The sequence below is a fragment of the Acinetobacter sp. 129952 genome, assembly GCF_056642055.1.
This window is the reverse complement of the sequence record NZ_JBWVSU010000007.1, coordinates 82,817-98,129: the sequence shown is the minus strand read 5'-3', so window position 1 is coordinate 98,129 and position 15,313 is coordinate 82,817. Positions and strand designations below refer to the sequence as shown.

General features: G+C 35.1%; 10 protein-coding genes and 3 pseudogenes. 2 read left to right on the top strand and 11 right to left on the bottom strand.

Annotated features, from left to right (window positions below; translation table 11 throughout):
• Positions 1-69: 69 nt before the first annotated feature.
• From AC1IR0_RS09620 to AC1IR0_RS09610, 3 genes are read right to left on the bottom strand one after another with little or no spacing between them, the layout of a single operon-like run.
• Positions 70-3,027 (bottom strand): tyrosine-type recombinase/integrase, encoded by a 2,958-nt coding sequence (locus tag AC1IR0_RS09620; RefSeq protein WP_479741345.1) that lies wholly within the window; start codon positions 3,025-3,027, stop codon positions 70-72.
• Positions 3,024-5,204, bottom strand: a complete 2,181-nt coding sequence (locus tag AC1IR0_RS09615) for a hypothetical protein (protein ID WP_479741344.1) — start codon at positions 5,202-5,204, stop codon at positions 3,024-3,026. Before AC1IR0_RS09615 ends, AC1IR0_RS09620 begins: the two co-directional genes overlap by 4 nt.
• Positions 5,201-5,698 (bottom strand): hypothetical protein, encoded by a 498-nt coding sequence (locus AC1IR0_RS09610; RefSeq protein WP_479741378.1) that lies wholly within the window; start codon positions 5,696-5,698, stop codon positions 5,201-5,203. Before AC1IR0_RS09610 ends, AC1IR0_RS09615 begins: the two co-directional genes overlap by 4 nt.
• Before the next feature lie 305 nt (positions 5,699-6,003).
• Between AC1IR0_RS09610 and AC1IR0_RS09605 the strand changes: the two are divergent.
• Positions 6,004-6,259 (top strand): annotated as a pseudogene (locus AC1IR0_RS09605) (hypothetical protein).
• 69 nt (positions 6,260-6,328) lie between these two features.
• On the opposite strand, the pseudogene AC1IR0_RS09600 reads toward AC1IR0_RS09605, so the two are convergent.
• The 6 genes and pseudogenes from AC1IR0_RS09600 to AC1IR0_RS09575 all read right to left on the bottom strand — a co-directional run.
• Positions 6,329-6,541 (bottom strand): annotated as a pseudogene (locus AC1IR0_RS09600) (hypothetical protein); the annotation flags it as partial.
• 577 nt (positions 6,542-7,118) lie between these two features.
• Positions 7,119-8,381, bottom strand: coding sequence for an OprD family outer membrane porin (locus tag AC1IR0_RS09595; RefSeq protein ID WP_479741343.1), 1,263 nt, complete (start codon positions 8,379-8,381; stop codon positions 7,119-7,121).
• A 166-nt stretch (positions 8,382-8,547) separates the two neighbouring features.
• On the bottom strand, positions 8,548-9,882 hold the full coding sequence (locus AC1IR0_RS09590) for an MFS transporter (RefSeq protein WP_479741342.1): 1,335 nt from the start codon (positions 9,880-9,882) through the stop codon (positions 8,548-8,550).
• Positions 9,883-9,934: 52 nt separating this feature from the next.
• Positions 9,935-10,783: a fumarylacetoacetate hydrolase family protein gene (locus AC1IR0_RS09585; RefSeq protein WP_479741341.1), complete on the bottom strand. Its 849-nt coding sequence runs from the start codon at positions 10,781-10,783 to the stop codon at positions 9,935-9,937.
• Positions 10,784-10,814: 31 nt separating this feature from the next.
• Positions 10,815-12,401 (bottom strand): bifunctional 3-(3-hydroxy-phenyl)propionate/3-hydroxycinnamic acid hydroxylase, encoded by a 1,587-nt coding sequence (locus AC1IR0_RS09580; protein ID WP_479741340.1) that lies wholly within the window; start codon positions 12,399-12,401, stop codon positions 10,815-10,817.
• Between the two features lie 39 nt (positions 12,402-12,440).
• The gene (locus AC1IR0_RS09575; RefSeq protein ID WP_479741339.1) at positions 12,441-13,247 is read right to left on the bottom strand and encodes a VOC family protein; all 807 of its coding nucleotides are present in this window, start codon (positions 13,245-13,247) and stop codon (positions 12,441-12,443) included.
• Between the two features lie 180 nt (positions 13,248-13,427).
• On the opposite strand from AC1IR0_RS09575, the gene AC1IR0_RS09570 reads away from it, so the two are divergent.
• On the top strand, positions 13,428-14,174 hold the full coding sequence (locus AC1IR0_RS09570) for an IclR family transcriptional regulator (RefSeq protein WP_479741338.1): 747 nt from the start codon (positions 13,428-13,430) through the stop codon (positions 14,172-14,174).
• 44 nt (positions 14,175-14,218) lie between these two features.
• Here AC1IR0_RS09570 and AC1IR0_RS09565 read toward each other — a convergent pair whose 3' ends face one another.
• A complete protein-coding gene (locus AC1IR0_RS09565) occupies positions 14,219-14,920 on the bottom strand; it encodes an ATP-binding protein (protein WP_479741337.1) in 702 nt (233 codons plus the stop codon).
• A 136-nt stretch (positions 14,921-15,056) separates the two neighbouring features.
• A pseudogene (locus AC1IR0_RS09560) lies at positions 15,057-15,252 on the bottom strand (IS3 family transposase); the annotation flags it as partial.
• Between the last annotated feature and the right edge of the window lie 61 nt (positions 15,253-15,313).

The window sequence follows — 15,313 nt, the reverse complement described above, 5'->3', positions numbered from 1 at the left end:
TTGCTGGTATCTAGAGTTTATACTATTTGATTATCGTTTCTCAGAGTTAAAATTTTTATTACAAACAGCTTAAAGATGAGAAACTATCATGAGATACATCAGTAACTTGAATACCCCAAGTGCTTTTGCATCTTTACCCTTGAAGCAGAACTTAATTCGCCTTTCATTTTCATTCAGGCTGAAGTTTTCTGCCCGTAATGTTAAATCCTGTAATGTCTTTTTGAGCTCTGTCTTGCTCTGCTGAGAGAGTTCTAAATGAAGATATTTTTTGGGAAATAAGCTATGAATAAAAGAAAGAAGTTTCTTCAGTTGCCGTTTTTCATTCAGTTCAAAAATTAACTGGGCTGAATTGGGCTGAACTTTTTCAAGATAAATTGAGTAGATCGTATGAAGCTGTTTTTTATATTTACTTTGTACATTTGCATAACGCTCCTGGACATGGTGAATGACCTTTTTCTCCTCGTGATTGGTTGGCAACATGGTAACTAATGCAGCAGGAGTTTTCCTTAAAAAATCTGTGGTAAATAACCTCGATGATTTTTTTTGGTTTACACAGGAGGTTTTCAAATGCAGGGCTCTGGCACGTAATTTTTGCGCGATTTGCAAAGGAATGGCTTCAGGTAACAGAAGATCTTGCTCTTTTTCTACTGCAAGAATGTGATGCAATAGTTCAAAAGTCATCTCTGAGTCATGAGCTCCTAGCATCAGTGAATCAGGCGATTTCTGTTGTTCTGGTTTATATTGATGATCATGTTGCCTGTAACGGTCTTTAGTGAGTTGATCAAATAAAAACTGTTTGATCGCCCGTTGCTGAACAGGATATTTAATAGCATCATCATGTTTCAGAATATTAAAATAGGCTTCTTTAGGAAGTGGGCTGTGCATTTGATTCAGCTGGTAGCTAATTGCCAGATGCATTAAATGCAGATAGCTTGAACAGGTCGTGTCAGGGGTTAGGTGCCCGGCAAAATGAGAAAGTGCATACCAGGTTTGCTGAGTATTTCTGTTTCGCAACAATGCATAACGGATACGTAATTGCTCATGTGGGCTATAGTCAGTAAATGCATCTGAAAGTGTTGAGTTTTTTAAAATCAGGTAAAGATGATTAAATGCAGAATGGCGCAGACTATGGTAAGTAAAATTGTGTTCTCCAAAAACTGGCTGGATCAATTGTTTCAATAGGGAATTCACTTCATTTTCATGAGTTTCTTCTAAGGACTGTTTTAAAAACAGCGGTTGTGCAACTGATTTTCCTTGTTCTTTTAGCAGACGTTTTCTATTCTGACTATATGTTTTAAATGCATGTAATTCGTCGGCTTTAAGTAGATGATGCAGGGGAATCTTGCGGTAAGCTGAGTAGCTTTTTTGATTTTTATTGCGATTGTTGCGAATAGTGATTATCACAGCATCTTCACTAATAAATAGATCACGTACGAAGATATTCAATGTTTCATTGATCCGTAGTCCGACTCTGAACCCCAAAATAAAAATCAGTTTAAATATATTTTTATCCTGAATCGAAATATTTTGAGTATTTTCGAGCTGCTCTAGCATGTGGTGAAAAATATGGGGCGAGATCAATGCGGTTCTGCAGATTTTTACCTGGATTAAATTATCCAGATCAACAGTGGGTGCGTTAAAAAATAAGGTCTGTTTGTGATGAAACTCCTGTAGACGTTTTTGTAGAGTTGCTCTAGTTGTTTCTTTCTTTAATAGAAGCATTTCTCCATACAGATCTTCAAAATCAGCATCTGAAAATGATGAAATATCTTTGTCTTGCGTTGCCTGCAGCCAATGGACTGCAAACTGTGAAAACATGGTCTTCAGAGAACTTTGCTTGAGCGGCTGAAAGTCTGCACGTATAAGCTTGCGCTTAAATCGTTGCTGCTGCTGAATAATATGATTGAGAAGGTCCAGTTGAGGTTCCGTTAATTTTGAGCGTAGAATGCTCCACAGCAGCAAACGTTCCAAGGCTGGAGATTGTTCTTTAGCATATAATTCTATGAGTTGATCGCTATAGTTTTTTGCACGAATAGCTTGACGTATTTCTACTAAAATATCGGCTATATCTAATGCAATAGTGACTGTAGACTGGTTCTGAGGGTTCTCATAAACTTTCTGAATCGTATGGGTAGGCGTGGGTTTAGGTTGAATAAAATAAGCTGCTAATTGTTTTTCAAGAGGACTAGAACTGTAAATTTCATTTTTTAAGATACAAATGGACATTTGATCCAGCCCGCTGTTTTTCAGGAACTGTGTATAGTAAAAACCGTATTTTAACAGGTCTTTACAACGCACCTTTTCCTCAGGGAAGCATTCAATAATACAAGCGTTAATCAGATGTTCTGCATCCTCAATATCCGAAAATAAATCAAACTTTTGATGTTTAAGTCTGTAGATCCAGCATTTTACAATGTCGTGTAGCACAAACGTTTTTGTATAGCTGACTGAAAAATCAGGGTCATTTATACGCTGATTACCGAAATTCCGGTTCGGGATTTCGAGTGTTACCATATGATTTAGGTTTAAAAAACTTTGAAATTTCTTTGTTTTTAAAATGATTTTTAAAAAAAATTGCAATTCGGCATGGTTATAAATGCCATTAAATAATATTGAACTGATCAAACAAAAGCCAAGAGATTGAGTGGGACTGAAGTCATTTCGTTTTGTCCAGTAAGCAATCATATTTTGGGCAAATTGAGTAACTTTTTTACCATGTTTTAAGGTTTCAATATTTTGTAGTGGCAGAGACCTTTCGTACCTTACGGGAGCGGCAGGCACTGGATAGTACTGATTCGATGAAAGATTAAAGCGCTTGATATATTTAGCAAATTCTATACGTGCCATCTGATAGCTACGGATGTTTGACTTACAGTGTTCTAAAAGCTGATTATCAACTTGACGACAAATTTCCGAATAGTTCTCAGGCGTTAGTTCTATACATTTCTCACTAAACAAGTTCAGAAGAAATGCTTTGTTTTTTCTATGCTTTTTTATTCTTTTGAGGGAGTGTGGGTGTTTACTCATTCAATCAGGAACCCGTTAAATGTAGACATACTTTTAAGCTTTAAGAGTCCGACCAGCTTGTCTTGCGCTGCTCGAATGTGATCGTAATCGGTTGCCTGAAAACCCGAATAGCGGTCAAAAAGTTCCTGCATGGGCCCATCATGACCAAAGATGCCATTCAGCATATCTTCATCGCAGTGCTGTGCAAAAAAATAGCGAGCGAAATGGCGAGTCCAATTGCGCTGCAAAACTATATTTGGACTGTTCTTTTCAATATCAGCAAGCTCTAAATTTCGGATATATCCTTCAGTCTTGGGATATACAAGAAAGGGGCATTGACCATCAAAGATTTCTTGAATTAATGCTGTTTTTACTTGGTTAGCACAAGCTTTCATAAGGTGCTGAAATTGTTTTAAATAATTCAGATAAGACTGTATTTCATCACGAAGAAAATTATTAAATGGTAGGTAGCGTCCAATGGTACCCGAATAACGTTGCTCTTTATCTGCAACAGCCACCAAACAGTTGTCGAGATCAAGATAATCTAGATTCGGGGGAAAGGCTTCATTTGGTCGGGCAGATGTCATAATCATGCAAACGTACCATAGCCAAATTGAATAATATTTCAGTGTTTTGAAAGGGTTAGGGTTTCCCCGAACTTGCTTGTCAAGCTGTTTAAAAAAGGATTTAACCAGAGGCAGGTCTGGCGTTTGCTGACTACCGAAAGTAACAGGGGATTTAAATTCTTCGATATAACTAGTGTCGAGCTGCGGGCAAACCAGATAAAGTGTTTGGCTATAAATATCGAGGATATCAACAATTTTCATTGAATAGTAATGGCTTGGGGTGTAGCTATTAACGTTTTCTCCACTAAGTAATTTACTTTCCAATTCATATCCGAGTTCATTCAACGTGATATCGCTGATTAAACGAGGAAGGTTTCGAGCTGTTAAATGAAAAGTAAGGCCGTCACTGATTCTACGTAAATATTCTTGTACATCTGAAGCAATATCAGCTTTATCCCACTTTTTTAGTTGAAAAATCTGATCAAAATAAACTTTGGGTAAGGGGATGGTAAAAGAATTTCCTATATTCATCATATATTCTTTTAATAAAGCATCTTTAAATTTAGAGTTATCAAAACTTTGCCGAAAATAGAAGTTTTCAGGGCTAAAAGTAATTTCTTTTCTTTTTGAACTCAGACGAAAATTTTTCCGAAATACTAATAGCTCTTTATAATGCGTCAAACTGAGTACTGAAAATAAAAGTAAGGCATGAATTGGAGAGGTTTCTGCCTGTTCAAACAAAATTCGCATAATATACTGTGCGGTAGGCAAATCAAAGACACGAGGATTTGACTTGCTCATTAACTGATTCTTGTTTTGATGCAGAACTTTGTTCTTAAGATTATTGACCTGAGCTGTAGTAGAGTATTGCTCAAGAGGATTAAATTCAAAATTATGATCTTCAACTTTTTCTATAGTTTTATCTTCGCGTGGTTGTTTGGCTGTACCTTGTTCAAAATGAGTCTGATACGTTTGTTCATCATCGAGAGATATTCTTGATATCTTTTGAACATCAGTTTGAGGAGCTTCTTTGGCACCTGAACTGCTTTGGCGATTTCGTTTTAAACGTTCAGACTGAGTAAAGACATATTGATAGATGACACGTAGATTTGCCAGCTGGCCAATTCGTTTTTCATCTAATTCTGGTGTGGAGCGGTTAAGTAACTCTCTATTCTTAGTTTCTTCTTTGTTTAGAAATTCAAGCAGATCCTCCAACTCAATAGGGAGAGTTGGTAATGAGTTATAAAGCCAATGGTATTCCTGTTTTTTGCTGGCTAAACGAAAACGCATACAAAGATTTGCTACGGTGGCTGCATGTTCTTTGCTATCAAGCAATTCAATACATCTAGTATTGAAAATGGCCCATTTCAGGGCATTAGCTTGATATGCTGAAGGCGTATTAATGACTGCAATAAGATAATGAACCAGAGGATATTCACTGATTGATTTGTCTGCAAGTTTTTGAGTTATAATATTGTTAAGTTCAATAATTTCAGTAGGTTTAATGAAGTCATTGAGTTTGATTAAATTTTGAAAACTTTCTAGCTTTGCTTCTGCTAGTGTTTGATAGAATTCTCGAAACGGCTCAAGCTTTAATTCTTGAGTATCTTCTAAGTAACTATATCCGTTCATGATGATATTCCAGCCAGAATTTTTTCTAATGAAAGTGGACCAGCATAATTTGAAATAGAACTTACTGGACTTTTGGATTTAGATAGCCCTGATAATTCTCGTAGATGATTGATAGTTAAAACTTCCTGACCAAAAACTTCCTGAAGATGTGCGGCTAAGTATTGTTCATTTAGCCAATATGCGATGATATCTAAGCCATGAATTGAGTGATGTAATCCGGAACACAGTAAGGCCCTAACTTCGCTTAAAGCCTGGATGGTGAATTGGTAGGAATTATTTTTCTCATAAGCTCTGAACTTAAATTCATTTTTATTCTTATTGTAAAAATAAGCATAGATCCAGCTGAAATGACTACTAAAAAAATAGTGATCAGGTGTTTTAGTGGTAAGGAGCGGGATTTCGATATTCTGTTTAAAAGTTAAATTCAAGTGATAGTTTTGCTGTTTATCACTCAGTTGGAAAAATAAAGCTATCCAGATTTGGTACGCATGCATACATTTTGGATAACACATTAATTTTAAGTTTTTTGAAGATACACGATGACTTTCAATAGCTTTTTTTTTTATAGACATATGCTGATGTCTCCCCATATTTATGCCAAGTGGCTGAAAAATAAACTATAATATTCACGTACTTTTTATAGGGGAGTCAAGGGTTACGCACCCTATATTGTGTTATTAAATTGTAAATTTCACTATATATAGTGTTTTTAATCTTTTTAGCGGTAATTAAAACCCTATTGAATTATGTTTTTAGTAAATATTTAGAATGTTTAAGTTGGATTTACAAGGAATTGCATATGGAGATCAAAGAACTGAAACAGGTAGAAGTCATTACTGATGTTTTATGTGATGTATGCAACCAATCAACGAAACTAGAGTTTGGAACTTTATCGGGGCTATGGTTCCAAGCATGACGAGGAAAGATATGAATTGCAGTTATGTGAGAAATGTTTCTTTTATGCCTTGGCGACATTAAGAAAAGAGCGAGCAGATGAGTTTATGTTTGATGAAAATTTTGACCCTTCAACACTAGATGGGTTTGGGTTGAAGTGAACCTATCATCGCGACAGGTTCTAAGAATCCAGAAAATACTGACTCAGATCCAAGCCAGCAGCTTCATTTTTAATGGCGAGTAAGGGATTCAGGAAAAATATTGTTCTTTGCTTCAAGGTCACTGAGCTCTGAAAAGGCCTGAATACCGCCTGCGGCTTTAATTCCATCTAAAGCGACAGATAGAGCTTCCTGATCTGACGGGAATGTTTCATCCCATACCGTAGAAGTACCATTTTGGTTTACCACTTCCAGTGTCCAGTCACTATCAGGTAATCGATAAACCCGGTACGGTTCAATATTAAATTTATTGTAAAAATGGGTAGATTAAAAATGGACTTTTATTGACCTCAATCATATTTGAGCACATAAATATTCCACAAAACTCAAGTATCAGGCTATTTAAAGAAGCATCGGTGGAAACAGTTCTAAAATTAATTTGGTAGTAGATTCGAATGGGAATCCTATTGATTTTATAACTCATAATGGCATAACCCATGATGTTAAAGTTGTAGCACAATAGGTTGATAAAATACACTTAACAGATTTCAACGTTCTTTCTGCTAATTAGGGATATGACTCGAACTCATTGGCAATACAGATAGAAAAAACAGAAAATACGGCAAATCTTCCAAAGAAATCAAAAAAACTATTGAACAAATAATTATAGGGATTGGTACTTATATAAAATCGGGTACTTAGTTGAGAAAACATATGAAAGACTCAAGCTATTTAGAGGAGTTACTACACGTTATGACAAGCTAAAGTAGAACTAAGAAAATTCAGTTGCTTTAGCTTGTATATTTATGTGGCTATCTCTATGAAATTTAGAAAGATCCTAAAAAATATTAATAGATTTAATTTAAAATACCCAAGTATATTCAGAACTAATTCTTATCTCATCATCTGGGCGAAATGCCATACCAATTGTAGGCATATTATTACGATATTTCATATAACGAGCTCTTAAATTTAAGCCATTTAATATTCCACTTTGTACTTTATAGTTTAGGTCAATGTCCCATGAATTTTGCTTAAAATTATCTTTATGAAATTGAGGTAAATTAATATCATATCCATTGGTATAACGGGTCATGATTTTAAAGCCATTCAAAGAAGTATCTTTGAAGTCATAATCATAACGTAACATATATACTTTTTCATCTTGGTTGATGAAGTCTGCACTCATGCTATCAATGGTAACATATGGTTCTGTGCCTGAAAGTGTAGGTAAGGCTGAGTCTCCAAATGATTGCATATATCCCACTGTGAAAGTGTGGTTGTTTTGAGTAAAGCCTAAACTTCCACTAAAGTGTTGGTTATCGATGGTCCCTGCTAAAGCACCACCATTATCTTTACTTAAAAAAAGTCGCACATTTGTATTTAAATTACCTTCAAGTAATGGGATTTTTGACTTTACGTCAAGATAATTTTGCTGATAAATATCATGTAAAATTGAATTATAAAATTGTACAGAATAGTGATTATTGACTTTATATTCTCCGCCAAGCATATGTAATCTAGAAGATATGGCCGCACTTTCAAAACGTCCATTTGGATTTGCTAATTGCAAATACTCGAAGTTTGTGGAATCTCTTTGATTAACACGATCCACATAAATTGCATTTAAAGTTAAATTTTTAATTTCATTGCTTTTTATTTGTGTTCCTCGATAATTTTGATGAAATAGCCTAGTGGGTGAAGAAAATAATACGGGGAACATTGGGGTCAATGTTCCAGCTTGTAATGTTGTTTCACTCATTTTTGCTTTTGCTGTAAGCCGAAATTCACCTGTAGTATGCGGACGTTCATTATTCTGATTAACTGGTAAGACATTAGCCGTTGCATAATGAGTATTTTTGCCTAATAGATTTATTCCGACTAAGCCTAAGGCATCTATACCAAATCCAATTTTTCCATCAGTAAAGCCAGATTGAGCTTTAAAAATAAAACCTTGTGCCCAATCTCGAGCTGCTGGATAGGCTGATTCTTTTTTATAATCACGAGTAAAAAAATAATTTTTTGCAGTTAGGTTAACTTTAGTTTCATCTACAAACTGTCCAGCATGGCTGTTAAAAGTACATACACCTAATACTAGCGGTACAATAGTTATTAAAAATTTCATATTTACCTTTATTAAAGTCAATAGATTCGAGAAATAAATCGGAAGTTGACCGTTTTATTCAAATAGTTATAGTTTTGAAATTTAAAAAGAATTTAAATTTATTGCCTCAAACAGCAAATCCTATCTATTCTTAGATTTGCTGTTTTAAGATTAAGAATCTTGAGTATTAATTAGATTCCATGGCTAATAAATTTTTATGAGATTTACGATTAAGAATAAACAGAGAGAAAGAGGCAATGATTGCGGGTATAGCTAATAGGGATAGAATCATAGTAATATTTAAATCTAACGCCATTAGCCATCCTCCAATAAATGAACCAATAACAGAACCCGCACGACCTACGGCATTAGCCCAACTTACGCCTGTAGCTCGACAGTGTGTAGGATAAAAATTAGCTGAATATGCATTCATGCCTGTTTGCCCACCGCTGATAAAAAAGCCAACAGCAAACATAGTTAATATTAACAAGATTAGTTGATGACTGAATAAACCGCTAAATACAACAAAGATAGCCCCTAATATATATGACGTGGATAAAATTCTATTTCCACCCATCTTATCCATTAGATAACCCAAGAGAATAGAGCCGGCAGTTCCTCCTACTTGGAAAACGGCTGTAATCATAGAGGCACTTTTTAATGAATGACCAATATTGGTTAAAAGTGTTGGTAGCCAGCTAGATATTAAGTAAATAGTCATTAGACTCATAAAATAAACTATCCAGATTAATATAGTGCTAAAAGCAAATTTTGAATTAAATAAGTCTCTTACAGATGAATTAATTTTTTCTTCTACATTTGCATGTAGCTGAGGGCATGTAGAAATTGTTGGCGATAATTTTTTAATTAGTGCATCAATTTGATGTTTTGGATGCTTTTTTAATACTTTAAAGCGAAGAGATTCAGGAATAAAAATATAGAAAACTGGTAATAAAATTAGTGGACATACTCCTCCTAAGATGAGAATTCCACGCCAACCTATAAATGGAATAAGTTGAGCTGAAAGTATGCCACCAAGTGCGGAACCAATCGTAAATCCACAGAACATAAGAGTGACAAATGTTGATTTTTTTGTACTTGGGCTATATTCAGACATTAAAGTGATTGCTGTGGGCATTGCACCGCCTAACCCAATCCCAGTGATGAGTCTTAATATAATTAGAGAGAGCATATTTGGAGAAAAAGCGGATAATAGACTGCCTAATCCGAAAAAAAGAACAGAAATAAGTAGAATCTTTTTTCTACCCAATCGATCTGCCAGTGGACCAAAAAGGAGAGCTCCGAAGGTTAATCCAATAAGACCAGCCGCAAATAGGGCTCCTAATTGTCCAGGATTTACGCCCCAGTCTTGTTTTAAAACGGGAGCAATAAAACCAATTGATGCAGTATCAAACCCGTCAAGAGCAACAATGATAAAACATAATAGGAGTAAAAGTTTTTGAGTAAAACCAAAGCGAATAGAATCAATAAATTCTTGAACATCCATGTTTCTTAGAGACATCTTGTCTCCTCCTTTTTGTATTTCAGATATTTATAATAAAATTAAGCACTAATTAGCCAACTGAAATCGTATTACGTAGTACGCCAATTTTGTCGATATGGATTTCGACCTGATCTCCTTCTTTCATGAATACAGGCGGATTGCGTTTTGCACCTACACCCGCAGGGGTTCCGGTTACAATTACATCCCCAGGGTTCAAAGTAATGAAAGTTGAGCAATATTCGATTAATTTAGGGATTGGAAATAACATCATTGATGTATCTCCTTCTTGCATGATTTCTCCGTTCAGTATTGTTTTGACTGTTAGGACTTCACCATTAGCAATCTCATCTTTAGTTACTAAGTAAGGTCCGAAGCTACCAGTTTGAGAGAAATTTTTTCCTGGGCCAAATTGTTGGGTATGCCATTGCCAGTCACGAACAGAACCATCGTTATAACAGCTATAGCCTGCTACATAATCCCATGCTTCACTTTCTTTAATTCGACGCCCTTGTTTGCTAATGACAACAGCAATTTCGCCTTCATAATCCAACATGTCAGATTCAATTGGCTTAATAATAGGTTGAAGGTGAGCAGTTTGGGAGTCTGCATAACGCATAAATACAGATGGATAATCTGTTTTAGCTCGATTGGTTTCAATACGATGTGCTTCGTAGTTATGGCCAATGCAAAGCACTTTACTTGGGTTTGGGATAACAGGAAGTAAAGTAACTTCTGCGTGCGAATATGAAATTGATGCAGAAGCAGCATATTCTTTAATGCGCTTAAGTGCTTCTTCTTCTAAAGCATTTTTTAAATCAGGAAACTCAGAGCCAAATTGAGGCTTCAAATCAATAATTCCATCATCTGTATAAATGCCATATGATTCTTTACCAGCATGAGTAAAACTTGCTAATTTCATTTAATTTTCCCTTCGTATACACAATTAATGTTTATGCAGTAACTATCTCTGTTGCTGTTACTGTCTTTTTACCTGCGAATAGCTCTGTTGGTTGAACAATTTGATAGCTATACCGATCAGGGCGGATAACTAAGGCTTCAGCTTTTAATTTCTCTAAAAGGTTTGCTATTGATCCTGAATCATCACGAATTAGAATGAATTGATCAGGAACTTTCATATGCCTGCAGTCATTCTTTTCATTTAGTAAAGCAAGAAACTTTATAGGTACATTTTTAGGTACTAACTCTTCTATGGAGTCAAAATATCGCTGACTTGCCCAGCCAATTACAGCAAATCCATTCCCTAAATATTCATCTAATAACTGAGTGTTACCATGTAAGTCAGTAACTTTAGGCTGTGGAACTAATTGAGCATATTTATGCGGCCCATTATTGATAAACCATCCATTTTGGAAATGTGGTTTAGGTTTGAATTTGAGCTGTAAAATATAGTCTTTGAATGTAGGGACGAAACAAGCGGCCCTTAAACTATTTTGCATTAAGATGGCGCTAAATTTATTTTTAGGTTGCATAAAAGTGCCGATTTGCAATGCCATTTTAATAAGTGCTGCAGCATGCGGTTTACGTTCTGATTCATAAGAGTCAATTACGTTTTCATCGAGCCCCCAATGTAAGACTCCGGCCAACTTCCATGCTAGGTTCGTCGCATCTCTTATTCCACTGTTTAAACCTTGTCCTGCAAAAGGAGGAGTGAGATGTGCTGCATCACCTGCTAATAGAATTCGATTTTTTTTCCAAGAAGAGGCAACACGAGCATGAAAGCCGTAAATAGCTTTGCGTACTAAGGGTAATCTTGAGTCTTCAGGAACCCTTGCACGTATCCAATTTCTAAAAACATCTTCACGCAATACATCCTGATCTTTATCAGTAGGATGTAACATAAACTCATATCTTAAAGTTCTATTTGGTCCTGGTAGGCGAATAGCAGGTCTTAAAGGATCACAGTAGGTTTTAGTGTGTTTTAAGCTACTTTTTCGATCATCTAAATCAACAATCAGCCATTTTTGTGGATATGTTTGACCTTCTAAAACAACGTTTATTGAGTCACGAGTAAAACTTCTACCCCCATCACATCCTACAAGCCACTTAGCATGAATTTTAATTGATTCTTGATTCGTATTCTGAACTTCACAAATAACAGAATTACTAGTCTCTTGAATATCTATAAGTTGATGACCAAATTTAATAGATGCATTATTTTGGGTATTCAAATGATCAGCTAGAAGTTTAACTAAATCCGGCTGACGAAATGCATTACGTTTTGGATAACCATATTCTTCATTAGCAGGCATAATTTCTGCGAGCGGTTTATTATTCCAGTCGTAATACTGGACTCCATACCCTAAAACAATTTGTTCTGAGAATTTTTTAGCAAGACCTATTTGTTGTAAGCTTCTTAAACTTTCATCATCAATTGAGACTGCACGTGGTTCAACTTCATAGGAGGCATTTATTTCAATAACTATGGTCTTTACGCCATAAGATGCCAACATATTTGCCAACATCAATCCTACTGGTCCTGCACCGACTATTAAAACTTCGGTATTTATAGTTTCCATACTTTTCCCTTTTACGAATATGTTGAGTGATATTGAAAATTAACAGCGCATAATCGCAACGCCCCATTGATTGAGCGTTAGAGGGTGATGTTTCCAAATGCCAACTGGACGACCTGGTGAACATTGTTCAAGCTCTGCCGAAATTTCTCCCATATTTCCATCACTATCCTTAATCATGAAAAATGTATCATTGCCAGGACCATGGCGACCTATTCCCCATGCAAGTTCAATAGAGCATTTGGCCATATGATCTGCCCACGTCTTCATTTCTGTCCAATCACGCACCTCACAGGAAAAATGGTCAAAACGATTAATGGGTGATTTAAAAATTGCAAAAGAATGGTGCTCTTGGTCAGTTCTGATAAAAATAGCAGTAAGTTCTTGTTGCTCGTTATATACGCGATCAGAAATGGTAAATCCTAAAACATGCTCATAAAAATTACTGAGAGAGTCGATATCTACAGCACGTATTCCAAAATGTTGTAACCGAGGAGATTTATTGGTATGAGTTTTTTCATATTCATTAAAGCTAAAACCTACAATATGTCCTAGTGGATTATTAATAGTAAATTCATTATCAGAGATATTATTTATCTCAATTTTTTCCTTTAAATATGATTTATAGTTTTCAAAATCTCTATAATGATTAAAAATGTAATCCACTTGGACTAATTGCCCTGATTCTCCAGGAATAAATTCCAATAATACTTGTTCTTTCTGACATATAAAGTGATTATCTTGTTTTAAGAGATCAAGTTTGTAGGCTTGAGCATAAAATTCGGCAAGTTTCTCTGGAGTTGTTGAGCTTAAAGTAAGCTTCTTCAAACGTGCACCAATCTCTTTCATAAAAAGTTCCTTTTTAATCCAATGTTTTGTTTGCAGGGATTTTGAATGAAATATTTTCTACTTAAATTTTAATTCTTATATGTTGAGAAAAATGCTATAAAAAGTTTACATAAATTTAGGTTTTAAAAATTTTTTTTTAAAAATTTTTTAAAAACAATAGTTTGTTTTGGTGTACTACTCATGACAAAGTTACATAATTTTTCAAAGTTGCTAGGTCTATTTAAAACTCGTACTTTTATAGATGTAGAAACAGTAAAAAAAGAACTAGGTTTATCTGCTGCTTCTGCTTATAGGTATTTATCTGATTTCGAATCTATAGGGCTTCTAGAAAAGAAAACTCCATCTAATTATGTTCTTGGCTCTTTAATTATTGAGTTAGATCGTAATATTCGTGAAAATGATCCTTTAATTAAATCGGCTGAAAATTTAATGATGGAAATATCTAATTTATATAAGGATTCAGTAGTTGTTTTATCTCGGTTATATGGCGAGGATAAAGTACTTTGTGTACACCAGGTTAAAGGGGGTGATTGTGATTTTAATATAAGTTATGAAAGAGGGAAAACTATGGATATATTTAAAGGGGCTACATCTAAATCAATATTAGCGTGGTTAAATGATGATAAAATATGGGAGATATATAATAAGCACTCTATGGAAATTTTAAAAATTACAGAACATAAATCGTATGATAGTTTTTATAAATATTTAAGAGAAATAAGAAAAAATAAAGTCTGTATTACTTATAGCGAATTAGATATTGGTGTTTATGGTATTGCCTCACCAATCTTTTTTAAAAATAAATTAATTGGAAGTTTTAGTATAGTAGTTCCAGAAAAAAGTATAGATAATTTAAAAAATATAAGTGACAAAATTCATAGAACTAGTTTGCAGATTTCTGGGAAAATAGAAAATCTAAATTTTTAGTTTAATGATAATAAAGGTAGCAAGCAGCTACCTTTATTTTGAATTTAGATATAATTAAGACGATTATCTTTCCAATAACAAGGCACTATATTTAAATTGTTTTCGTGTAATCTCGACCATAAACGAATTCCTAAATCTTGCTTCATTCTCTGTAATGTCAAATTAGAAATAAGCAACGTAGACTTCATATTGTCATAACGGCTATATAAAACTTTATGTACCATTTCTAAGCGCTTCTCATGGCGATCATGTAAGCCATACTCATCAATTACTAATAGATCAAAACTGGAGAAATGGTCGATTAATTCTTTTTCAGAATGAGACGAATCAGACCAGGTATCCATCATTTTTTGAGCAATTTCCGCACTGGTGTAATAGCGTGCAGATTTCACACTATTATGTAGGATGTTGCGAAGGATAGAGGCACTTAGATGGGTTTTACCTGTACCAGATGTGCCGATAAGTAATAGATTGGGTGAATGACCAGAAATAATCTGTTGTGCAAAGGCTTGGCATAGTTTGATTGCATTGTCTTGTTCATGACATGTGATTACATAATTTTTAAAACCGCATTCTAGGTAGCGTTTATTAAGCCCTAAATTTCTGATTTTCTGGTGCAATAAGCGCTGTTTTAATTCGTCCTCATAAGCCATATGAGAATGATGGACGATTTCTTTAGCACACAATTTACAGAGCCTGTGACCAGCAATTTTTATCAGGGGGATATCATGGGTAGGGCAAAGCATTTCTGAACCGTACCGGGTTTGTTGGAGACTTTTATTTAAGTTAGGCCACCTGACCTAACGGGTTAATCTTATAATCGTACATTGCTTCAAGCTCAAAAGACGACACATAACTCAGCGCATCAAGCACCATATCTGTATTCTTACCACGCCATACACCTTGTATTTCAAGATTTTGCATCAATCGAGAACTGTATAGCGCGCAATAACATAACTTCTCGTTGCAGTTGTTGCCAGACTTTACGAACGCCATACCGGCCCGAACTTTCTTTCCAAATTCGTTTGATTTGCTTAGCATGATGAAAATCATGTAGATCTCGTTTTGCTCGATGTTCCCTTGCGAAGCGATGCGCTTCTCATCGCAGGAAAGTTGGTCTCCGACAAACCCGGTACGGT

Coding starts and splice junctions, on each gene's coding strand:
- AC1IR0_RS09620 (WP_479741345.1), bottom strand. CDS start 3,027: ATGAGTAAACACCCACACTCCCTCAAAAGAATAAAAAAGCATAGAAAA.
- AC1IR0_RS09615 (WP_479741344.1), bottom strand. CDS start 5,204: ATGAACGGATATAGTTACTTAGAAGATACTCAAGAATTAAAGCTTGAG.
- AC1IR0_RS09610 (WP_479741378.1), bottom strand. CDS start 5,698: ATGCATGCGTACCAAATCTGGATAGCTTTATTTTTCCAACTGAGTGAT.
- AC1IR0_RS09595 (WP_479741343.1), bottom strand. CDS start 8,381: ATGAAATTTTTAATAACTATTGTACCGCTAGTATTAGGTGTATGTACT.
- AC1IR0_RS09590 (WP_479741342.1), bottom strand. CDS start 9,882: ATGTCTCTAAGAAACATGGATGTTCAAGAATTTATTGATTCTATTCGC.
- AC1IR0_RS09585 (WP_479741341.1), bottom strand. CDS start 10,783: ATGAAATTAGCAAGTTTTACTCATGCTGGTAAAGAATCATATGGCATT.
- AC1IR0_RS09580 (WP_479741340.1), bottom strand. CDS start 12,401: ATGGAAACTATAAATACCGAAGTTTTAATAGTCGGTGCAGGACCAGTA.
- AC1IR0_RS09575 (WP_479741339.1), bottom strand. CDS start 13,247: ATGAAAGAGATTGGTGCACGTTTGAAGAAGCTTACTTTAAGCTCAACA.
- AC1IR0_RS09570 (WP_479741338.1), top strand. CDS start 13,428: ATGACAAAGTTACATAATTTTTCAAAGTTGCTAGGTCTATTTAAAACT.
- AC1IR0_RS09565 (WP_479741337.1), bottom strand. CDS start 14,920: ATGCTTTGCCCTACCCATGATATCCCCCTGATAAAAATTGCTGGTCAC.